Source organism: Thermomonospora curvata DSM 43183, assembly GCF_000024385.1.
Lineage (GTDB): Bacteria > Actinomycetota > Actinomycetes > Streptosporangiales > Streptosporangiaceae > Thermomonospora > Thermomonospora curvata.
Genome location: NC_013510.1, coordinates 599,453 through 620,912, shown reverse-complemented (window position 1 = coordinate 620,912; position 21,460 = coordinate 599,453). Strand labels below are relative to the sequence as shown.

Below are 21,460 nucleotides of genomic sequence, written 5' to 3'. Positions count from 1 at the left end.
CGCGGCGGTGCCCGTTCGCAGATCCGGAAGGTCATCGTTTTCTCTGCGACCGGCAAAGAGTCGCCGGGACGGGGCCGGCGGGCCGCCCGTGAAAGCCCGCCGGCCCCGCGTCACCGCCTCCTTTCCGGCGTCCGGGTTCGTAGGCTCCGGCGATCCCGGGCCGGGCCGCGGGAACGGCGGGGAGCACTCACCGCCTTGCCGTTCCCGCGGGCAGGGGGCGGGACGTCCTGGTCGAGGCCCCCTCACCGGGGCAGCAGCCGCTTGAGGACCTTGCCCGTGGAGGTGCGGGGCAGCTCCTCGACGAACACCACGTCGCGGGGGACCTTGTAGCGGGCCAGGTTGGCCGAGACGTACCGGCGCACCTCCTCCTCGCCCAGCGCGGTGTCGGCGGCGACCACATAGGCGCGCAGGCGCTGCCCGAACTCCTCGTCGGGGACGCCGACGACGGCGGCCTCCCGGATGCCGGGGTGGCCGGCCAGCAGCTCCTCGACCTCGGCCGGGTACACGTTCTCCCCGCCCGAGACGATCATGTCGTCGGCGCGGCCGTCGATGAACAGCCGCCCGGCGGCGTCCAGATGTCCCAGGTCGCCGACCGCCATCAGCTTCCCGGCCGTGGGCTTGGTCCCGCCGCCGGTGTAGCCGGCAAAGCGCAGCGGGCTGTCGATGTGGATCTGCCCGGTGACGCCCGGCGGCACCTCCCGGCCGGATGCGTCCAGGATCTTCACGGTGGTGCCGAGGGTGGGACGGCCCACGCAGCCGGGGGCGGCGCGCAGGTCCTCGGGGGTGGCGATGCTGATGCTGGAGGCCTCGGTGGAGCCGTAGAAGTTGTAGAGCACCGGGCCGAAGCGGGCCATGACCCGTTCGGCCAGGGCGGGGGACAGCGCGGCGCCGCCGGTGGCGATGATCCGCAGCCGCAGCCTCGGCCGGTTCTCGCGGCGGGCGTCGGCGGCCAGCAGCCGCGACAGCATCACCGGCACCGCCACCAGCGCCCGGACCCGGTGGCGTTCCAGCAGGTCCAGCACGGCGTCGGCGTCGAAGCGGCGGCGCAGCAGCAGCACCGAGCCGGTGCCCAGGGTGACCAGCATGGCGGTCAGGCCCCAGCCGTGGAACATCGGCGGCCCGACGAAGACGCTCTCACCGGGGCGGAAGGGGATGCGGTGCACGATGCCGACGGGCAGCCACGCCGCGCTCGGCCCGGAGGAGCGCGGGGCGCCCTTGGGGGCGCCGGAGGTGCCGCTGGTGAGGATGACCAGGGAGCCGTGCCGGCCGGGGGCGGGGGGCGGGGCCGGGTCGCCTTCGGCGATGAGCCGTTCCAGATCGCCGCCGCCGGGCCGGTCGGTCCAGGCGACGAAACGGCCCTGCGGGGCGGGGGCGCCGGCGGCCACCGGCGTGAACTCCTCGTCGTGGACGAGGGCGGTGACGCCTTCGCGTTCGACGGTCTGCACCAGTTGCGGGCCGCCGAAGTCGGTGTTGAGGAACAGCACCCCGGCGCCGATCTTGGCGGCGGCGGTCATGGCGTCCAGCAGGCCGCGGTGGTTGCGGCACAGGATGCCGACGCGGCTGGCGGGGCCGAGCCCGCGCGCCCGCCAGGCGTTCGCCAGCGCGTTGGAGCGGCGTTCCAGGTCGGCGAAGGTGAGCGTGCCGTGCTCGTCCACCAGCGCGGTGCGGGAGCCGAAGCGCAGCGCGTTCATGGTGGCGGCCGCGCCCAGCGGCCCGTAGGCGCGCAGCGCGCGGATCGACGGCGCCACCGCCCGCGGCGGCAGGCCGATCAGCCCGGCTCGCCGTGCGGCGGTCAGCCCTTCGAGGACCTGGCGGATGCGGGACATGGACGGGCCTTTCCGGACGTTCAGCGGGCGGCGCGGGCGCGGGCGAAGGCCTTGCGGGCCTGCGGGAAGTAGCGCACCGCCTCCGGCAGCAGCGGCCAGTGGCGGCCCGCGCGCCGCACCCGGGCGGCAAAGCGCCGGTAGCGGCGTTCGTCCTCGGCGCTCCAGGGCAGCTCCAGCAGCTCGCGGGCCCGTGGCGGCAGGCCGCCGATGGTCAGGAAGGAGGCGGCCTTGTTCAGCGGCGGGCTGACGGCCCGCCACAGCTTTTTGGGGAAGCGGCGGGGGGCGGGCAGGCCCTTGGTGGTGTAGCCGACGCCGTAGCGGGCGGTCTTGTGGGCGATGAGGACCTCTTCGAGCATGTGCTTCCAGTACGCCTGGAAGCCCTCCCAGTCCTCGGGCATGGGCCGGTCGCTGACCCCGTACATGCGGTACCAGGTCTTGGACTCCTCGTAGATCCGCCGTTTCTCCGCCTCGTCGAGGGGGCGGATGAACGTCTCGACCCCGTAGATCATGTGGTCGACGAACGTGGCGTGCGCCCAGTAGTAGGTCTCCGGGTCCAGGGCGTGGTAGCGGCCGCCGTCGGGCAGCTCGCCCTTGACGTGGTGGTGGTAGTCGCGGACCTGCCGTCCTATGGCGGGGGCGTCCTCGCCGCCGTAGACGGTGTTGAGGATGGGGCCGGCCGAGCGCTTGAGCCGGGCGAAGGTCTCGGAGAAGAACACCGAGTGCTCCAGCACGCCCTGGCCGAGGGCGGGCAGCATGTTCTGCAGCACGGCGGCCCGGGGACCGACCAGCAGCAGCCGGGTGTCCCCGAAGAACCGCCAGGTCAGCGAGTCCGGGCCGAGCGGGGTCACTTCGGTCGAGGGCACCTTGCAGGCCTTTCCGGTACTGCCGCGGGCGGCGGGCTCATCCGACAGGAAGGTAAGTGGACATTTACTCAAAAATGTCTCACCGGTCTCGGCGCTGTCAACGTGACCTCCCCCATGCCGGACGGCCGCCGGATCGACACGCCGCGCCCGGTGTGCTTGCCTGACGGTGTTTCCGAAGAAAGGGAGGAGATGGACGGCACACGGCCCCAGGTCCTGCGGTATGCGGCCTTCACCCGCGACCCCGCCGGCGGCAACCCGGCCGGCGTGGTGCCGGACGCCGCCGGCCTGCGGGAGGAGGAGATGCTGTCCATCGCCGCCGAGGTGGGCTACTCCGAGACCGCCTTCCTGACCGCCCCGCCGGACGGCCCCGGGCGGTCCTTCACCGTCCGCTACTTCGCCCCCGAAACGGAAGTGCCGTTCTGCGGGCACGCCACCGTCGCCGCCGCGGTCGCCCTGGCCGAACGGATCGGACCGGGCCCGCTGGAGTTCGCCACACGGTCAGGCCCCGTCCCGGTCGAGGTGGAACAAGAGGCCGACGGGACGCTGCGGGCCACGCTGACCAGCGTCGAGCCCTACGTGGAGCAGGTGCCCGACCAGGACGTGTCCCAGGCGCTGGCCGCCCTGCACTGGAGACCGGACGAGCTCGACCCCGCCTTGCCGCCGCGCATCGCCTTCGCCGGAGCCCGGCACCTGGTGCTCGCGGCGGCCACCCGGGCGCGGCTGGCCGCGCTGGACTACGACTTCGACGCCCTGCGGGCGTTCATGACCGCCCGGGACCTCACCACGCTGCACCTGGTCTGGCGGGAGTCGAAGCACGTCTTCCACGTCCGCGACCCCTTCCCGGTCGGCGGCGTGCGGGAGGACCCGGCGACCGGCTCCGCCGCCGCGGCGTTCGGCGCCTACCTGCGCGAACTGGGACTGGTGGACGCAACGGCCACGGTGACGCTGCACCAGGGACAGGACATGGGACGTCCCGCCCTGCTGCGCGTGGACCTGCACGAAGGGGACCGGCGAGTACGCGTGTCGGGCACGGCCGTCCGCATCCCCCGCTGAAGCGCCCCTTCAAACATAGGGGCGGGCACCGCCCGAATTAGGGGGTTCTTTAGGGGTGCTCACCGCTACCGAACCGGCCCTGAGCTGCGGAATCGTCGTAGGTGCCGACCTTGTGACACCGCTTCCGGCAAGGAGACACCGCGATGACCACGACCGACCGCAGCGACGCCCTGGTCGAGCGCTTGTTCAGTGCTGCGCTCGGCGCCCTGGAGCTCTACTCCATCTACCTGGGCGGCGAACTGGGCCTGTACGCCGCCCTCGCCGAGCACGGCCCGCTCACCGCGGGCGAACTGGCCGACCGCACCGGCATCGCCCCCCGCTACGCCCGCGAATGGCTCGAGCAGCAGGCCGTCGCCGGGCTGCTCAACCTCGCCCCCGGCTCCGGCGAGCGCCGCTACCTGCTGGCCCCCGACCACGCCCGGGTGCTGCTGCACGCCGACGACCTGTCGCACGTGGCGCCGTTCGCCCACATGCTGGCCGGCATCGGCGGGGTGCTGCCCCAAGTCGTCCAGGCCTACCGCACCGGCGGCGGGGTGCCGTACGAGTCCTACGGGACCGCCTTCCGCCACGGGCAGGGCCGCATCAACCGGCCCGCCTTCACCCACGAGCTGCCCACCTCCTGGCTGGCCGCGCTGCCCGACGTGGCGGAGCGGATCAACGGCGCCGACCGTCCGCGCATCGCCGACGTGGGCTGCGGCCAGGGCTGGTCGAGCCTGGCGCTGGCGCGCGCCTTCCCCAACGCCTGGGTGGACGGCATCGACGCCGACGCCGCCTCCATCGAGGACGCCCGCCGCCACGCCGCCGAGGCCGGGCTGGACGGCCGGCTCCGCTTCCGCTGCGAGGACGCCGCCGAACTCGCCGACGGCCCCTACGACCTGATCGTCATCCTGGAGGCCCTGCACGACATGGCCCGTCCCGTGGACGCGCTGCGCGCCGCCCGCGCCGCGCTCGCCGACGGCGGCGCCGTGCTGGTGGTGGACGAGCGGGTCGCCGAGGAGTTCACCGCCCCCGGCGATGAGGTGGAACGCATGATGTACGGCTGGAGCGTCACCCACTGCCTGCCCAGCCAGCTCGCCGAGCCGGGCTCGGCCGCGCTGGGCACCGTCCTGCGCTCGAGCACCCTGCGCCGCCTCGCCGAGGAGGCCGGCTACTCCCGGGTGCAGATCCTGGACGTGGACAACGACTTCTTCCGCCTGTACCGGCTCAACCCCTAAAGCGGCCCGCAAGCCCCATCGGCGGCCGGGTGCGGGGCTCCCGGCCGCCGATGTTCCACGTCCGCGAGGGGGATGCCGGGCCGCGGCGATGCGGGACGTACGGTGGGGAGAGGGCATTCGCCGTGTGCAAAAGGAGATCGCCGGTGCGTCCAGATTCCACCGTCCCATCGCTGCGGCTCGGCGGGCGGCCGCTGCCCGCCATCGGGCACGCCAGGATGTACGTCTGCGGGATCACCCCGTACGACACCACCCACCTCGGCCACGCCAGGACGTTCGTGTGGGCCGACGTGGCCGCCCGGGTTCTCCGCCACGCCGGCAACACCGTGAAGGTCTGCCGCAACGTCACCGACGTGGACGACGTGCTGACCCGCGCCGCGCAGCGGGCCGGCAGCCCGTACGACAGCTTCGCGGCCGTCCAGCAGTACTACTTCGAGCAGGACATGGCCGCTCTCGGCGTGCACTCGGTCACCCACCAGCCGCGCGCCCACAACTACATCCGGGAGACGATCGCGCTCGCCCAGGCCCTGCTCGACCTCGGCCACGCCTACCTGCGGGAGGGCGCGGTCTACTTCCGGGGGGCGCACGTGCCCGGGCAGGCCGGCCTGGACCGGCAGACCGCCCTGGACCTGCTGGCCGAGTACGGCGACGACCCCGAGGACCCGCGCAAGGACGACCCCTTCGACATCGCGTTGTGGCGTCCCTCCGAAGCCGGCGAGCCCGCCTGGCCCAGCCCGTGGAGCGCGGGCCGCCCCGGCTGGCACGCCGAGTGCGCCTCCATGGCCCTGGCGATCTTCGGCCCCGCCCTGGACCTGCACGCCGGCGGCGCCGACCTGCGCTTCCCCCACCACGCCTACGAGAGCGCCCTGGCGGAGGCGATGACGGGCGTGCGGCCCTTCGCCCGCGCCTGGCTGCACGTCGGCATGGTCAGCAAGGACGGCGCCAAGATGGCCAAGTCCACCGGCAACCTGGTCTTCGTCGCCGACCTGCTGAAAGAGCACCCCGCCTCGGTGCTGCGGCTGGCGTTGCTGTCCACCCCGTGGGCGCAGGAGTGGCACTACACCCCGGGTGACCTGTCGGCCGCGGCCGCCCGCCTGGACCGCCTGCACACCGCGGCCGGCCGCCCAGGCTCCTCCCCCGCCGCCGACGAGGCCGTCACCGCCGCGCTGCTGGACGACCTGAACGTCGACGCCGCCTTGAACATCGCCGAACAGGAAGGCGGCCGCACCGCCCGCACCGCCTTGAGCGTCCTCGCCCTGGAGTGAGCCCGCCGGTGCCCGCGGACGGCCGCCGTCAGCCCGGCCGCTGGACCAGGCGCGCCCGCAACTCGGCGAGAACGTCCGGGGACACGCCCGCCTCCTGCAGCAGGTAGTTCTCGATCGTCCCGTGCCGTTCCTTCAGCGTCGCCAGCACGGCGGCCATGGCCTGGCGAGAGGTGTCGAGGGCGGCGCGGAAGCGTTCGACGTCGATGCCGGTGCCCGCCAGCGCCGTCCGCAGCTGCTCCAACTGGGGCGCGCTGTAGTAGACGGCGCTGAGCTCATAGTCGTCCAGCACCGTCCGCTCATCGACGCCCAGCGCCGACAGCAGCAGCGCCGCCCCGATCCCGGTGCGGTCCTTGCCCGCGGTGCAGTGGATCAGCGCGGGCAGCCCACCGGGCTCGGCCAGACCGGTCAGCAGCCGCCCGAACGCCGCCGCCTCGGTCTCGGCCATGGCGTGGTAGACCCGGACGAGAAAATCGCCGGGCAGCGCCGTCCTCTGCCCCGCGATGACCTCCTGAACGATCTGCTCGGTCTTCGCCGCCGCCCCGCTGATGGCGATCCACTCCCGGCGCACACCCTCCGGCAGCACCGAGGGAGCGTGCGCCCGCTCCTCGTCGGTGCGCAGATCGTAGGCCGTGCGCAGCCCGAGCCGGGCGATGACCTCCAGATCGGCCGGGGTCAGCAGGTGCGGGGCGTCCGACCGGTAGACCAGCCCCCAGCGGACGCGCCCACCGTCGGCCGTGCGATAACCCCCGAGGTCACGGAAATTGCTGAGCCCTTCCATTCTCAGCAACCGCTCAGCGGCCACGACCGCGGCACCCCCGACCGGCGCCACCGACACGTAATGACGCCCCGGCCCCAGCCCCTGCAGCGACACCCGCGTGGCCCCCTCGACACGGGCCACCGGCTCATCGCAGCGGATCGACTCCGGCGACGGCCCGACCGCGACCTCAACCGGCCCGTCCCAGGCGGGCTCCCAGGACACCTCAAGATCGCCCCGCCCGTTCCCGACGACCTCGACGTGCACCACCATCGCCCGCATCAGCCTCCCCAGGCCGCACTCGCCCACCGGTTCACCGCCTTGGCGAGCTCCGCGACCCTCCCGTTGAAAACACCTCAGATCGGGCCCGACCGCCCGACCGACTGCAGTCTCCTCTCTTCCGCCCCCTCACGGGAAATTCCGCCTGCAACGGCAAGCGCCAGACGCACCGGCGCTCGAGACGAACGATCCTTGCAGACAAACCGCGACATACGTCTCTGTTGAGCCGGCCATCTCAGCATCACCCGGCTCGTGCCACCCCCGTACGAGAGGGCTGCCGAGCCGGTCCACGGCGTCCTCGACAGACAGGCTGCCCGTACGGAAAATCCGCTCGGGCCCCTCGAACGGCACCGCATTCCCCAAAGGATCCTGGTCGAGCACTGGACCTCGGCGGATCACGGCGCACGCGCCATGGCCTTGGCCTTCGCCACCGAAGGCACCATCGCCGCGGTCGGTGACGCCGTCTACCGGCCCCTGTTCGACCTCATCATCGGCATCGTCGCCGAGGGCCAAGCCTCAGGCGAGCCCACCACTCCCCTGCCGCCCGGCTCATCATGACCGACCTCGCCGCGTCCACCGCCATATGGCTCTCCGGGAAATCCCCCGGCGACCGACACCCTCAACGCCCTGCTATTCGGCATGGTCTAGCACTGCAGGGCGCTTGCATCCAGGTAGGGCCGGATGACGAAACGGGCCGCCGGGCAGGGCGGGAGCGATCTCAAGCGCACCCGATCCGCGTCGCTCTTGAGGCCGAGTGAAGCCGGGCACCCCGGGAGAGCACGGCCACCGGTCGTGGCGCCAGATTTTCCGATACATGCATGGACGGGCGTCTCAGCCCAATATGACGCTTGGGCGAGCGACCGCGATCACTGATATGGGATTCCTCGCAGGACAAACGACCCCAACAGCACTCAGGGTGAACGCCGCACCGTTCCACACATTTCCTCTGGTTGCCCACAAAATGCCACCTCAGTGCCACCTTGTGAGAGCCGTCTACCCCGAGCTCAGAACCCGACAGATTCCCCTCACTCTAGGAATATCCCCCAAGCCAGGTCCGGACCATCTCGATCTCTTCTTCCGTCAAGATTTCCCCATCGACGCGAGTGAGAACATTGTTCACGAAAGCCTCTCCGATCTCCGCCGCAGTGGGCGGGGGCTGACGGTACAGCGGGCATCCGCCGAACGCGGCTCCCCGCACAACGAAGGAGACGCTGTTGCGATTGATGGCGAACCCCTGTTCCCGAAGCCGGTCTCGCGTCCAGCTCGTGCACTGCGTCAAATTGAACTGATGGGAACTGGCATAGTCGGCCAGCGTCTGATAGATCATCGGCCACCAGCCCTGTGGCAGCCGGGGCAGATTGATCAACGCCGTCAGGCGTTCCACGGGCTCCGGCAGGGTGACGCGCGGTACCGTGGCCACCGCGTCCGCGGGGGGAGAGTGCCGACTCTCATCCCATATCTCATGCTTCGACATTCGCAGATTGGGAAGTTTCAAACTTTCCACCGCCCGTGCGAAACCGCCGAAGCCGAACCAGCCGGTTTCGTCGATCACCGGTCCCAGCTCACTGCGCAGCTGGGCCGCCAAATTCGCCATGTTCAGGGGCTCGGAAGCATTATTGTATTTGTCGGCGACCACTGAGCGGAAGTATTCATACGCCCTGGCATGGTCGCTCGGCACAGCACCGGCGTATGTGTGATCACCGCCGATGCCATCGAGCTCGGCGGCCACGGCATCGTACTCATCGTCCTCGACGCCGACCGGTTCGCCTTGAACCAGCTCCAGTAGCTGCTGACCATTTATCGTGCGGTCGGCGATCGAAATGAACGCCTCGGCCGCGTCCACCGATGACATGACCACGGTCCGCCGGTCGGCCCTGCGCAGCCGCTGCAGCAATGGTGTCATGTCGGAATCGCCGGAGGCGATGACGAACTCATCGTACGTGACGTCGGCCGATAGCGCATCGACGACGTCCACGGCGATCCTGATGTCCGCACCGTTCTTCGTGGCGTTGTAGCGAGGGCAGTCAATGACTTCGAAACCGGCACTAATAAACGAGGATCTGAATCGAAAAAACTGCAGCCGTGACGGCTCTCCCAGCGGGGGATGGTAATCCACCCAGCCGGCCGGGTTGAGATAGCAGCGCAGCACCAGCCAACGCCGCGGAGCATCCACCGTCAGCGTGGTCGACAGACGTTGCAGCCATACTCCCGGGTTGCTTGCGAACTGGATCGCCACATCCGGATCCAGCTTAAAAAGCCCACCGAACACATTATCAAAGTCAAGATAAAATGCAGCCCGAGAGTATCGCACAAAAATAATCTACAACAGGATGACAGAAAAATCCATGCCCAGTTCTTCAAAACCCCCACCCACAAGAACCCGCCCCTTGGCGGCCCCACTCCGAGCTTCCATTGTTTTGGCCGTCCGTATACAGCAGAACGGGAATTCCCAAATCCGGCACCCCTGCCGGAGACTCGATGGCCGCCCAGAAAGGATCACGGAAGAAGAACAAGAGCCGGCCACGGGCATAGTGAACAGATCACTCACCTCATGCTTGCGTTGACTCCGGCCAGCCGTCCAGGTGATCAAGGAGGGTTCCACCGGCAATGGCGTACAAGAACGGTCCTGACAATGCGGATCATGGTCTGGGAGCCGGTACGAGATCACGTGGCCGCAGGCTGGACGGCGACTCTGAAGAGTGTGCGCCTCAGGCCCTGATTCCACTGGGCGAAGCAAGGCGTGGCCGAACGGTACCTGCTGGGATCTCAGAGAGATCTTGGGATGGCTTCAAGGCCGCACCGGCCAGGTTCGATCCCGGCGAACGCCCTTGCGGACACCTCGCGCATGGGATTCCGCACCCGGCCCCGTCCGCCAGGAGACAAGGAGCGTTCAGGCGAACTCTGCCACCGGAGCCGCTGCGCATCCCGATCGTGAGCAGATCATTCACCCGCCCCAACCGGTGAACCTTCGCCAATACGGGCCCAAGACACCGAGAAGGTCGCGACAGGGCCCTGTACTGCGACCTTCTCGGTCACGGCATCGCCCCTGACCGCGACGTCCTCGTCTCGACCTACCGAGACGGCGTGTTGAAAAGGTTCAGTGCGTTCAACCGGCAAGCCGCCGAGACCGCCAGTGGCAGTGCAATCCCCAAAGCAGGGACCTACTCCAGCCGTCCCGCCCAACACCCGCATACGAGCTGTGAACATGGCATGCCGAAGAATTCACTGGACGACGGGAGCTCCAAGCAGATCCAGCCGACCCTGCCCGTCTCCGGGCGCCCAGTCGCCGCTCAGGCAGCCGTCCCAAGCATTCCGACTGGAAATCCATCAATGGGAGAGGTGGCAGCCCGGCAAGCCAAGATGCTCCCCCGGCGACGAGTCACGCACGAACGAGTAGAGCCGCATCCGCTGCTCATATCCACAGCGACCACAGGGGTCCGGCCGCGATCGTGCAGTCACCCGGTGTGTGCCCCCAACGGGATTCGAACCCGTGCTACCGCCTTGAAAGGGCGGCGTCCTAGGCCGCTAGACGATGGGGGCCTGACGGCTGCGTCGTCTCCGTCAGCATAGGGGAGAACTTGTCCTCACGCCTAAACAAAAACTCTAGCGGGACGGGCCGGGGGTCGGTGACGCGGGTGGGGGCGTGGTGGTCGGGGTGGTCGCGGGGCGGGAGAAGGTCGGCCACTCGGTGGGGGCCAGGGAAGGCCACCGGGAGGGGGTGGCGGCGGGAGTGGGGTCGGGGGTGGGCTGGGTGACGGGACGGTCGGGCTGGGGTTCCAGGTGGCGTTCGATCTGGGCCGATGACAGGCCCAGGCCGCCCAGGCGCAGGTCGTCCCAGCCCTGCAGGCGCTTGGTGGTGCGGTTGAAGTACAGCACCGACAGTTCGATGGGGGTGGGTTCCTCCTTCTCCAGGCCGCGCAGGCCGGCGCCGCCGGTGGAGCCCTGGACGAACAGGCGGGTGCCGGTGGGCAGCAGCTCGGTGCGGCGGCTGTGGGTGTGGCCGGACAGCACCAGCGGGGTGACGCCGGAGAATCCGGCCCCCTGGTTGGGGTCGTGGACGACGACCAGGTCGGGGGCGTCGCCGGAGGCGCGCAGGGCCTGGGCCTGCCGGGTGCCGAGGGCGCGCAGCTGAGCGGCGGTGACGTCGTCGTCGCGGGTGGTCTTGTCGGGGGTGAAGCGCGGGTCGCCCACGCCGTGGATGCGCAGGCCCGCGACCTCCTTGGTCTCCCCGTCCAGGACGATGGCGTTCTTGTGTTCGGCGACGGCCTCCTGGGTGTCCTTGGAGTCGTGGTTGCCGCGGACGAAGACGTAGGGGATCTTCAGCTTCTTGATGTCGCCGATGAAGCGGTCCTCGGGGGCGCTGCCGTGGTCGGTCAGGTCGCCGCTGTCGATGATCAGCTCGATGCGGAACTGGTCGCTGACGGAGCGGATGACGTCCCAGGCGGCCGGGTTGAGGTGGATGTCGGAGACGTGCAGCACCCGCAGCGTCGAGGGGTCGGGCTCGTAGGTGGGCAGGGTGGAGGTCGCCGCATACAGCCGGGAGACGTTGCCGACCAGCCGGGCGAGCTGGCCGCGGTATTCGGAAAAGCGCGCGACGATGCTCTGCACGTCCCCGACCACCTGGGGGGCGTTGGCCAGCAGGCCGGTGTAGCGGGGCTCGTTGATGGACTGGGGGGTGAAGGTCGCGTACGCCAGCAGGCAGGTGGCCAGCAGCCCGCCCAGCGCCGAGCCCGTGGACAGCAGGGCGCGCCGCCAGTTGCGGAAGACCAGCAGCCCGGCCAGGAAGCCGAAGACGGTGGCGAAGACGGCGGCGCGGACGACCAGCACCACCACGCCGTGCCTGAGCTGGCCGGCGATCTGGTCGGTGAGGCGGTCCAGCGCCGCGTCGTCTTCGATGAGCTTGCGGGCCGGTTCGGCGTGCAGTTCGGCGACCTGGGCCTCCAGGCGCAGCGGGCCCCAGTGGCTGTCGAACTGCAGCGAGCCCAGCGGCGGGATCTGCACGGTGGTGCCGCCGTTGGAGGAGGGGCGGATGGACAGCGCCACGTCGGCGGGGCCGATGGGGGTCTCCACCCGTCCGCCCAGCAGCGTGCCGATCAGCCCGCCGGCCAGCCCGACCAGGATCACCAGCAGGACGCCGGTGCCGCGGCGGCGGGCCGCGCCGCTCAGCCGGGTGCGCAGAAAGCGGGCGACGGCTGCGGGGCGTCCGGACGGGCGGTCGCGGAACCGGCCGAAGACCACGGCGCTTCCCTTCCTCGTCGTCGACAATGATGGGCGTGATCGAGCTGTCGCGTGAGGAGTTCGAGGGGCTGGTCGCCGACGCTCTCGACACCATCCCGCCCGAGCTGACCCGGCACATGGACAACGTGGTCATCGTGGTGGAGGACGAGGCTCCCGAGCCGGGTCTGCTCGGTCTCTACCACGGCGTCCCGCTCACCGAGCGCGGCGACTGGTACGGCGGCGTGCTGCCCGATCACATCTCGATCTACCGCAAGGAGATCCTGGCGATCTGCGATTCGGTCGAGGACGTGGTGGATGAGGTGCGCCTCACCGTCGTCCACGAGATCGCTCACCACTTCGGCATCAGTGACGAGTGGCTGCACCGCCACGGTTATTAGGTCCCACATCAGCGTACAAACCCTCCCGTCCGCTTGTGCCGAACCCAGCGGGAGGGGTGTGAGAGGTCACCAATATCACCAATCGAGCACGGAAGGTCACATCGAGACGACGGAGCGTGAGTTAATAGGGGGAGGCCGCCCAGTGCCCGGGGCGGAGGGGCGAACTGGAGATGTCTTTTGGTGGACAGGCAGACGGGCAGGCACCGGCGTCCGCCGGAACGGCAGGCGACCTACCGCGAGGTCTTCGCCGTCGGGGAGTTCCGTGCGCTGTGGGCGGCCCAGACGTTCTCGTACATCGGAGACCAACTGGCCCAGGTGGCGTTGGCGGTGCTGGTCTACCACCGCACCGGGTCCCCTTTGCTGACCGCCGTCGCCTATGCGCTGACCTATCTGCCGCCCATCGTGGGCGGGCCGCTGCTGGCGGGGCTGGCGGACATGTTCCCCCGCCGCACGGTGATGGTGGTCTGCGACATCGTGCGGGCGGCGCTGGTGGCGCTGATGGCGCTGCAGGTCATGCCGTTCCCGCTGCTGTGCCTGCTGGTGTTCTCGACCGTGCTGCTGGGCGCGCCGTTCACCGCCGCCCGCGCGGCGCTGCTGCCGGACATCCTGGACGGCGACCGGTATGTGGCCGGTTCGGCGATCAACAACATCACCCATCAGACGACCCAGATGCTGGGCTTTCTGGGCGGGGGCGCGCTGGTGGCGCTGGTGGGGCCGCATGGGGCGCTGGCGCTGGACGCGGTGACGTTCGCGGTGTCGGGGCTGATCTTGATGGTGTGGCTGCAGCCCCGGCCGGCGCCCCGCGGCGGCCGCCGTGAGCCGCTGGCGCTGTGGCGCAACACCCGGGACGGGGCCCGCCTGGTGTTCGGCGACCCGGTGCTGCGTTCCCTGGTGCTGTTCGCCTGGCTGTGCGCCTTCTATGTGATCCCCGAGGGGCTGGCCGCCCCGTATGCGGCCACCTATCCGGGCAGCACGGCCGTGACCGTGGGGTTGCTGATGTCGGCCATGCCCACCGGCATGGTCGTCGGGGTGTTCGTCTTCAGCCGTTTCGTGCGGCCCTTCGACCGGCTGCGCGCGATGGGCTGGCTGTCGATGCTGGCCTGCGCCCCGCTGATCGGCTCGGTTCTGCATCCGCCGCTGTGGGCGGTGGTGGTGCTGTGGGCGCTGTCGGGGGTGGGCAGCGCCTACCAGCTGGCCGCCAACGCCGCGTTCGTGGCGGCGGTGCCGCCCGCCGACCGGGGGCAGGCGTTCGGCCTGGCCCAGTCGGGCATCCTGGCCGGGCAGGGGCTGGGCATCCTGGTCGGCGGTCTGGCCGCCGAGCTGGTGGGGCCGCAGACGGTGGTGGCGCTGGCCGGGGTCGCGGGGCTGTCGGCGGCGACCCTGCTCACCATGCTGTGGACGCCGGTGCGCGGCGACCTGCTCGATGAGCCGCCGGGCCTTGCCGGCGTCCCGGACGCGCCGGCGCCGCCCGAGGCGGCCGGGCGCGAAGGCGGCGACGGACGCGACACCGACGCCGTGCCCGTATAGGCGCCTTCGGGGCGGTGGCCGCACCGGGAACGGCCGGCTGTGCGCAGGCCCGGCCTCACCGCTTGGAGGTGACCTTGTGCAGGCCCTCCTTGGCCTTGCCGATCACGTCCTGGACCGCGGGGTTGTCGCGGTTGCGGTCGATGAAGTCCTGGAGGACCGAGGTGCCCTTGCCCTCTTCGGGGATCAGCACCCAGCCCAGGATGTACAGGGCGACGCCGGAGCCGCCGAGGAGGACGAACAGGGCCAGCAGCAGCCGCAGGACGTTGGCGTCCACGCCCAGGTAGTCGCCGAGGCCCGAGCACACGCCGGCGATCATCCGGCCTTCGCGGGTGCGGCACAGGCGGCGGGGCTGCGGGGGACCGGCCTGGCCGGTGTCCGCGTGGGAGCCGCCTGCGGTGGGTTCGGTCTGAGTACGAAGGTCTTTGTCCATGTCTCGATGGTGCCCCGCTTCGGGGCGTGTCCACCTCGGGGATGGGCCTGATCCATCCCTGATTCGTCCCTGGGGTCGCGGGCCCTTCGCCCCTGGCACGGGGCCTGAGGGCGCTTCCTGGGGCGGCGGGTACCCTGGCGAGCGCATCGGCCCCCCGGAGATGAAGGACTTCTTATGGACGTGCTGCGTCTGGACAACCGGTTGACCGACGAGGAACGGATGATCCGCGACACGGTGCGGGCCGTGGTCGCCGAGAAGGTCCTCCCCCATGTCGCCGACTGGTTCGAGGCCGGCACGTTCCCCGCCCGGGAGCTGGCGCCCGAGCTGGGCAAGCTGGGGCTGCTGGGGATGCACCTGAAGGGGTACGGGTGCGCGGGAATGAGCGCGGTGGCCTACGGGGTGGCCTGCCGGGAGCTGGAGGCCGGCGATTCGGGGCTGCGCAGCTTCGTGTCGGTGCAGGGGTCGCTGGCCATGGCGGCGATCCACAAGTACGGCTCACAGGAGCAAAAGCAGCAGTGGCTGCCGAAGATGGCGGCCGGGGAGGCGATCGGCTGTTTCGGGCTGACCGAGCCCGACCGCGGCTCCGACCCCGGTGACATGCGCACCCACGCCCGGCGGGACGGCGCGGACTGGGTGCTCAACGGCACCAAGATGTGGATCACCAACGGGTCGGTCGCCGATGTGGCGGTGGTGTGGGCGCGCACGGACGAGGGCATCCGGGGTTTCCTGGTGCCCGCCGGGACGCCCGGTTTCACCGCCCGGGACATTCACCGGAAGCTGTCGCTGCGGGCGTCGGTGACCTCCGAGCTGGTGCTGGAGGACGTGCGGCTGCCCGCCGACGCGGTGCTGCCCGGGGTGACCGGGCTGAAGGGCCCGCTGAGCTGCCTGTCGGAGGCGCGCTACGGGATCGTGTGGGGCGCGGTCGGGGCGGGCCGGGCCTGCTATGAGGCGGCCGTCGCCTACGCCAAGACCCGCGAGCAGTTCGGCCGTCCGATCGGGGCGTTCCAGCTCACCCAGGAGAAGCTGGCCTGGATGGAGATCGCCCTGGGCCAGGCCGGGCTGACCGCCCTGCACCTGGGCCGGCTCAAGGACGAGGGCTCCCTCACCCCTCAGCAGGTCTCCTTCGGCAAGATGGCGAACGTGCGCGCCGCGCTGGACGTGGCCCGCCAGGCGCGCACGATCCTGGGCGCCAACGGGATCACGCTGGAGTACCCGGTGATCCGGCACATGAACAACCTGGAGTCGGTGCTGACCTACGAGGGCACCCAGGAGGTCCACACGCTGGTGCTGGGCCAGGCCATCACGGGGATCTCCGCCTACCGCGGCTGAGCCCCCGCCGCGGCGCCCGGGGGCGTCACGGGGAGCGGTCCGCGCGGGCCAGCAGCGTGACGGTCCCGCGGGTGCCGTCCACCTCGACCTCGTCCCCGTCGCGCAGCGTCGCGGTGGCGGTGCGGACGTCGCACACGCAGGGGATGCCGTACTCGCGGCTGATGACCGCCGCGTGGGTGAGCATGCCGCCGGTGTCGCAGACGCACGCGGCCACCAGCCCGAACAGCGGTGTCCAGGTCGGGGTGGTCGCCTCGCAGACCAGCACCTCCCCCGGCCGCAGGTCGGGCAGTCCGTCAGGGGAGCGCACCAGGCGGACCCGGCCGCGGGCGACGCCCCCCGACACCCCCAGCCCGTGCAGCACCGCGGGCGGGCCCGCGGTGCGGTCGCGCAGCGGGTCGGCGCAGAACACGCCGCTGACCACCGGGTCGTGCAGCCCGGTGGACGTCCCCAGCAGCCGGGGCAGCCCGGCCCGCAGGGCGTGCCAGCGGTGGTAGTAGGCGCGGCGGGCGGCGGTGCGTTCGGCCAGGTCCGCCCAGTCCGCGCTACCGGCGGCCAGTTGATCGACCTCCTCGGGGAACAGGAACAGCACCTCGTCGGGGGCGGGCGCGCCGGTGGCGGCGGCCAGGGCCAGCGCCCCCGCCCGGACGGGCAGGTGCGCCCGCATCTCGATCACCAGGTTGTGGTCCTCGTTCCAGCAGACCACGTTGGCGCGCAGCGCCTCCCGGAGCAGCTCGCGCGCCCGCCCGGTGAGTCCCGGCGGGATCGCGGGTGCGCCGGGCGGGCGGGGCGGGGGGACGCGCCCGAGGATGATCCGGCGCAGCAGCGACAGCACCTGCTCGGGGTCCTCTTCCCAAGAGGGGACGGTCAGGTCGCTCATGGCGTCGGCCCGGTGCCCGTGCTCGGCCAGGAAGCCGGTGAAGGCGCCCAGCCAGTCCCGGGCGGCCGGCCGGGCCGCCAGGCGGGGCAGCAGCGGGCCGTCGTCCCGTTCGAACAGCGGGGCCAGGCCGTCGGCGCGGGCCCGGGCGGCCAGCGCGTGCAGCTTGCGGTCGACCTCCAGCACCCGGTTGTCGGCGCTCTGCAGCACCGCGATCAGGGTGTGCTCATCGACCCCGGCCTCGGCCAGTTCGGCGCGCAGCATCTCATGGCACGACAGCAGGCGGTACATGAACGCAAAATGCACCCGCCAGGCGGCGGCGTGGACGGCGCGGGCCCGCCGCAGGTAGGCGCCGATCTCGGCGGGGGGAAGCCCGGCCGGGTCGCTGCGCCGCAGGGCGTCCAGTTCCCGTTCCAGCGCGGCGCGGGCGGCCCGCCACCGGCCGGGGAAGACCGCCGGGTAGCGGCGGGTCAGGGCGCGGGCCTTGGCACGTTCCCGTTCCGGGACGGCGACGGCCGGGGCCGACCCGACGTAGACGTGCGGCCCGGCGAAGCGGACGGCCAGGCCGCCGCTTTCGGCCAGCCGCAGCCGCCGGGCGGCCCGCTGGGCGCCGGCCACCACGTCGCCGACCAGCGCGGTGCCCAGCGGGACGACTCCGCGCGGATAGTGGAAGTCCAGGTGCCAGGAGCGCTCCAGGTCCGCCGGGCGCAGCACCGCCGGGGGCTCCCCGCCGCGCCGTCCCGCACCGGTGGGCCGTGGCGCGTGCGGATACCACGGCTCACCGGCCGGGAAGACGGAGGCGCGATCGGCGGGGGGTGCTGCGGCCATACGGTCCTCTATCTGCTGCGGGATGACCGCACATTATCCGCCCGGCCCTGCGACCGGTACCCCGGCGAACGCCCTAGTCCCGCTTCACATCGATGATCACGGCCTTGGGCTCGGTGAAGAACTCGCGGCTGAAGGAGCCGCCCTCCCGGCCCACGCCCGAGTCGCCGACGCCGCCGAACGGGGCCCGCAGGTCCCGGATGAAGAAGCAGTTCACCCAGACCGTCCCGGCGCGCAGCCGGGCCGACACCCGGTGCGCCCGGTGCAGGTTCTCGGTGAACACCATGGCGTTGAGCCCGTAGCGGGTGTTGTTGGCCAGTTCGACGGCCTCCTGCTCGGTGTCGAACGGGCTGATCACCACCAGCGGACCGAAGATCTCCTCGGTGCAGTGCGGGGCGGTCTGCGGCATGTCCACCACGACGGTGGGACGCACCGTCCAGCCGTCGCCGAGGCCACCGGTGAGGATCTTGCCGCCGGCGGACTCGACCGTCTCCACATAGCCGCGCACCTTGCGGTAGTGCTGCTCGGAGGCCAGCGGGCCGATCTGGGTGGCCGCATCGCACGGGTCGCCGATCACCATCGCCTCGGCGGCGGCCACGAAGCGGGCCAGGAACTCCTCGTAGATGGGGCGCTGCACGTAGATCCGGCTGCCGGCCAGGCACACCTGGCCGGTGTTGGTGTACACCGCCTTGATCGACCACTCCACCGCGTTGGCCAGGTCGGCGTCGGCGAAGACCACATTGGCGCCCTTGCCGCCCAGTTCCAGGCTGACCGGGACGAGGTTGGCCGCGGCCGCCCGGGCGATCACCCGTCCGGTGCTGGAGGCGCCGGTGAAGGTGATGCGGTCGATGCCGGGGTGCTCGGTGAGGGCCTGGCCGGCCGAGTCGGGGCCGCGGCCGTGCACCACGTTGAGCACGCCGGGCGGCATCCCGGCCTCCAGCGCCAGCCGGGCCAGCTTGGTCGCCGAGACGGGGCTGTCTTCGGCGGGCTTGAGCACCACCGTGTTGCCCCAGGCCAGCGCCGGGGCGACCTTCCAGGTGGCCAGCATCAGCGGGTAGTTCCACGGGGCGATCGCGGCCACCACCCCGGCCGGTTCGAACCGGGTGTAGGCGTGGTGGCCGGAGTCCATCGGCAGCGTCTCGGCGGTGGACAGCCGGGCGTGGTCGGCGAAGAACCGCAGGTTGGCCGCCGAGCGGAACACGTCGTTGTCCCGGGACTGGGTGATGGGCTTGCCCATGTCGCGGGTGTCGCTCAGGCCCATCTCCTCGGCGTTGCGCTCCAGCAGGTCGGCCAGCCGGTGCAGCACGGCGCCCCGTTCGGCCAGGCCCATCCGCGGCCAGGGACCCTCGTCGAAGGCCCGCCGCGCCGCCCGGACCGCCCGGTCCACATCGGTGGCCGAACCCAGCGCCACCCGCGCCCACGGCTCCCGCCGGTAGGGGTCGATGGAGTCGAACTCGGCGCCATCGGCCGAGGGGACCTCCTCGCCGTCGATCACATGTCCGTAGAAGTCCATCGGTCATCCCTCGCTTTCCTGCGGAGCAGGCGGTGCATCGCCTTGTGCGGCGCGGCGCTCGGCGATGGTCACATCGCCCGCCGCCCAGTGCTCGGCCGGCAGTTCCCTCACCAGCACGCGGATGCTGGGCGAGGGGGCGTCCAGGCTGGTGCGGACCGCCTCGTGCACCCGGTGGATCAGCTCCCGGATGCGTTCGGGAGGGCGGCCTTCCACCAGCGTGATCTCCACCAGCGGCATCTCAGCCCCCCTGCACGGAGACCGAGCCGAGGTGGGTGAAGTGCCCGCTGACGCAGGTGCCCGGGCCGAGCGGGACGGCGTCGGTCATCCCGCCGGTGAGCACCAGCCAGCCGGCCTCCAGGGCCAGGCCGCGTTCGGCCAGCGAGTTGGCGGCCAGCGCCAGGGCCTCGGCCGGGTGCCCCTGCACGGCGGCGCCGGTGGCGCTGTCGACCACCTGGCCGTCCACCTCCAGCAGGCACGCCTCCAAGGCCAGGTCCAGCTCGCCGGGGGCCAGTGCGCGTCCGCCGACCACCAGCCGGGCCGAGGAGGCGTTGTCGGCGACCACGTCGGGCAGGGTGAAACGGAAGTCGGTGTAGCGGCTGTCGATGATCTCCAGCCCGGCGTGCACCGAACGCACCGCCGCCAGCGCCGAGGCCGCGGTCACCCCGGGGCCGGCCAGCCGCTCGCCCAGCACGAAGACGATCTCCGGTTCGACGCGGGGGTGGATCAGCTCTCCCAGCGGCACCGGCTCCCCGGCGGGCAGCACCATGGCGTCGGTGAGCCAGGCGGTGAGCGGGGAGTGCACGCCCATGCGGCGCTGCTTGGCGCGCGAGGTCAGCCCCAGTTTGACGCCCACGATGCGTTCGCCCGCGGCCACCTTGCGGTGCACCAGTTCGTCCTGCACCCGGTAGGCGGTGGCCAGATCCAGCTCGGGCCACTGCTCGGTGATCGGGCCGCGGTCGCGGCGCTGGCGTTCGGCCGCCAGCAGTTCCTCGGCGGCCCGGTACACGTCCCAGCCGCTCATCGCCGGCCTCCCGCCGGTGCCGGGCGGCCGTGGCGCTCCTCGGCCAACTGCACCGCGATGTCGATGATCATGTCTTCTTGGCCGCCGACATAGCCGGCCTCGCCGACCCGCTGCAGGATTTCGTGGGCGGGCACCCCGTAGCGCTCGGCGGCCCGTTCGGCGTGCAGCAGGAAGCTGGAGTAGACCCCGGCGTACCCCTGCACGATCGCGGCGCGGTCGGCCCACGGCAGCCGCGGCAGGTAGGGGCGGACGACCTCCTCGGCGGCGGCCAGCGCGGCCTGCACGTTCACCCCGGTCTCGATGTTCAGCCGTTCGAAGGTGGCGGCCAGGATCTCGGTGGGGCTGTTGCCCGCCCCGGCGCCCAGCGCGCACAGCGCGCCGTCGATCTGGCGGGCGCCGTTCTGGTAGGCCAGCACGGAGTTGGCGACGCCCAGCGACAGGTTCTGGTGGCCGTGGAAGCCGACCTGCGCCTCATGGCCGATCTCCCGCACCAGGGCCTGCACTCGGGCCTGGACGTCCGAGAGCACCAGCGCCCCGGCGGAGTCCACCACGTAGACGCACTGCGCTCCGGCGTCCACCATGATGCGCGCCTGCCGGGCCAGCTCCTCGGGGCCGATGCGGTGGGCCAGCATCAGGAACCCGACGGTCTCCATGCCCAGCTCCCGGGCGGCGGCGAAGTGCTGGCAGGACACGTCGGCCTCGGTGCAGTGGGTGGCGATCCGGGCCACCGAGGCGCCCGCGTCGTGGGCCCGCTTCAGGTCCCGCACGGTGCCCACGCCCGGCAGCAACAGCACCGCGATCTTGGCGTTGACGGCCTCGTCCACCGCCGCCGCGACCAGGTCGATCTCATCGACGGCGGAGAAGCCGTAGTTGAAGGACGAGCCGCCCAGCCCGTCGCCGTGGGAGACCTCGATCACCTCCACCCCGGCGGCGTCGAGGGCGTGCACGGTGGCGCGCACCTGTTCCTCGGTGAACTGGTGGGCCATCGCGTGCGAGCCGTCCCGCAGGGTGGAGTCGGTGATGCGCACTCGGGGGGCGGCGGTGGCGCCGTCCTGGTCTGTCATGTCGGTTTCCC

At 71.5% G+C, this 21,460-nt stretch carries 18 protein-coding genes and 1 tRNA gene; 7 read left to right on the top strand and 12 right to left on the bottom strand.

The genetic code is table 11. The annotated features are described in order from the left end of the window. Positions 1-242: 242 nt before the first annotated feature. Both TCUR_RS02720 and TCUR_RS02715 read right to left on the bottom strand, forming a co-directional pair. Complete coding sequence (locus TCUR_RS02720) at positions 243-1,826, bottom strand: AMP-binding protein (protein WP_012850934.1); 1,584 nt, start codon at positions 1,824-1,826, stop codon at positions 243-245. A gap of 20 nt (positions 1,827-1,846) precedes the next feature. After that, positions 1,847-2,689 (bottom strand): oxygenase MpaB family protein, encoded by an 843-nt coding sequence (locus TCUR_RS02715; protein ID WP_041439254.1) that lies wholly within the window; start codon positions 2,687-2,689, stop codon positions 1,847-1,849. Between the two features lie 189 nt (positions 2,690-2,878). Here TCUR_RS02715 and TCUR_RS02710 point away from each other — a divergent pair, with 189 nt between their 5' ends. The 3 genes from TCUR_RS02710 (at position 2,879) to TCUR_RS02700 (ending at position 6,218) form a co-directional block, all read left to right on the top strand. Then, a complete protein-coding gene (locus TCUR_RS02710; protein WP_012850932.1) occupies positions 2,879-3,742 on the top strand; it encodes a PhzF family phenazine biosynthesis protein in 864 nt (287 codons plus the stop codon). A 143-nt stretch (positions 3,743-3,885) separates the two neighbouring features. Next, entirely contained in the window at positions 3,886-4,956 is a 1,071-nt protein-coding gene (locus tag TCUR_RS02705) for a class I SAM-dependent methyltransferase (protein ID WP_012850931.1), read from the top strand. Between the two features lie 143 nt (positions 4,957-5,099). After that, the gene (locus TCUR_RS02700; protein WP_012850930.1) at positions 5,100-6,218 is read left to right on the top strand and encodes a class I tRNA ligase family protein; all 1,119 of its coding nucleotides are present in this window, start codon (positions 5,100-5,102) and stop codon (positions 6,216-6,218) included. A gap of 28 nt (positions 6,219-6,246) precedes the next feature. On the opposite strand, the gene TCUR_RS02695 is transcribed toward TCUR_RS02700, so the two are convergent. Continuing rightward, the gene (locus tag TCUR_RS02695) at positions 6,247-7,281 is read right to left on the bottom strand and encodes a tyrosine-protein phosphatase (protein ID WP_012850929.1); all 1,035 of its coding nucleotides are present in this window, start codon (positions 7,279-7,281) and stop codon (positions 6,247-6,249) included. Between the two features lie 222 nt (positions 7,282-7,503). On the opposite strand from TCUR_RS02695, the gene TCUR_RS26215 reads away from it, so the two are divergent. Next, positions 7,504-7,809, top strand: coding sequence for a hypothetical protein (locus TCUR_RS26215; RefSeq protein WP_148232905.1), 306 nt, complete (start codon positions 7,504-7,506; stop codon positions 7,807-7,809). Between the two features lie 472 nt (positions 7,810-8,281). Here TCUR_RS26215 and TCUR_RS02690 read toward each other — a convergent pair whose 3' ends face one another. From TCUR_RS02690 to TCUR_RS28240, 3 genes are all read right to left on the bottom strand, one after another. Then, positions 8,282-9,562 (bottom strand): NYN domain-containing protein, encoded by a 1,281-nt coding sequence (locus tag TCUR_RS02690; RefSeq protein ID WP_012850927.1) that lies wholly within the window; start codon positions 9,560-9,562, stop codon positions 8,282-8,284. Positions 9,563-10,718: 1,156 nt separating this feature from the next. Continuing rightward, positions 10,719-10,791 (bottom strand) — tRNA-Glu (locus TCUR_RS02685). Positions 10,792-10,854: 63 nt separating this feature from the next. Beyond that, entirely contained in the window at positions 10,855-12,489 is a 1,635-nt protein-coding gene (locus TCUR_RS28240; RefSeq protein ID WP_012850926.1) for a metallophosphoesterase family protein, read from the bottom strand. 35 nt (positions 12,490-12,524) lie between these two features. Here TCUR_RS28240 and TCUR_RS02675 point away from each other — a divergent pair, with 35 nt between their 5' ends. Both TCUR_RS02675 and TCUR_RS02670 read left to right on the top strand, forming a co-directional pair. Next, on the top strand, positions 12,525-12,866 hold the full coding sequence (locus TCUR_RS02675; RefSeq protein WP_041439251.1) for a metallopeptidase family protein: 342 nt from the start codon (positions 12,525-12,527) through the stop codon (positions 12,864-12,866). Positions 12,867-13,046: 180 nt separating this feature from the next. Beyond that, positions 13,047-14,393 carry an MFS transporter gene (locus TCUR_RS02670; protein ID WP_012850924.1) on the top strand — a complete coding sequence of 449 codons (1,347 nt, stop codon included), beginning with the start codon at positions 13,047-13,049 and terminating at the stop codon, positions 14,391-14,393. A 55-nt stretch (positions 14,394-14,448) separates the two neighbouring features. Here TCUR_RS02670 and TCUR_RS24565 read toward each other — a convergent pair whose 3' ends face one another. Next, on the bottom strand, positions 14,449-14,823 hold the full coding sequence (locus TCUR_RS24565; RefSeq protein WP_012850923.1) for a PspC domain-containing protein: 375 nt from the start codon (positions 14,821-14,823) through the stop codon (positions 14,449-14,451). Positions 14,824-14,997: 174 nt separating this feature from the next. Here TCUR_RS24565 and TCUR_RS02660 point away from each other — a divergent pair, with 174 nt between their 5' ends. Continuing rightward, positions 14,998-16,152, top strand: a complete 1,155-nt coding sequence (locus TCUR_RS02660) for an acyl-CoA dehydrogenase family protein (protein WP_012850922.1) — start codon at positions 14,998-15,000, stop codon at positions 16,150-16,152. A 25-nt stretch (positions 16,153-16,177) separates the two neighbouring features. Here TCUR_RS02660 and TCUR_RS02655 read toward each other — a convergent pair whose 3' ends face one another. The 5 genes from TCUR_RS02655 to dmpG form a co-directional block, all read right to left on the bottom strand. After that, a complete protein-coding gene (locus tag TCUR_RS02655; RefSeq protein ID WP_012850921.1) occupies positions 16,178-17,854 on the bottom strand; it encodes a PEP-utilizing enzyme in 1,677 nt (558 codons plus the stop codon). A 73-nt stretch (positions 17,855-17,927) separates the two neighbouring features. Beyond that, positions 17,928-19,364 (bottom strand): aldehyde dehydrogenase, encoded by a 1,437-nt coding sequence (locus TCUR_RS02650; RefSeq protein WP_012850920.1) that lies wholly within the window; start codon positions 19,362-19,364, stop codon positions 17,928-17,930. Between the two features lie 3 nt (positions 19,365-19,367). Beyond that, positions 19,368-19,601 (bottom strand): tautomerase family protein, encoded by a 234-nt coding sequence (locus TCUR_RS02645; protein WP_012850919.1) that lies wholly within the window; start codon positions 19,599-19,601, stop codon positions 19,368-19,370. A 1-nt stretch (position 19,602) separates the two neighbouring features. Then, on the bottom strand, positions 19,603-20,385 hold the full coding sequence (locus TCUR_RS02640) for a 2-keto-4-pentenoate hydratase (protein ID WP_012850918.1): 783 nt from the start codon (positions 20,383-20,385) through the stop codon (positions 19,603-19,605). After that, on the bottom strand, positions 20,382-21,449 hold the full coding sequence (gene dmpG, locus TCUR_RS02635; protein WP_012850917.1) for a 4-hydroxy-2-oxovalerate aldolase: 1,068 nt from the start codon (positions 21,447-21,449) through the stop codon (positions 20,382-20,384). The genes TCUR_RS02640 and dmpG overlap by 4 nt, the downstream gene beginning before the upstream one ends. Between the last annotated feature and the right edge of the window lie 11 nt (positions 21,450-21,460).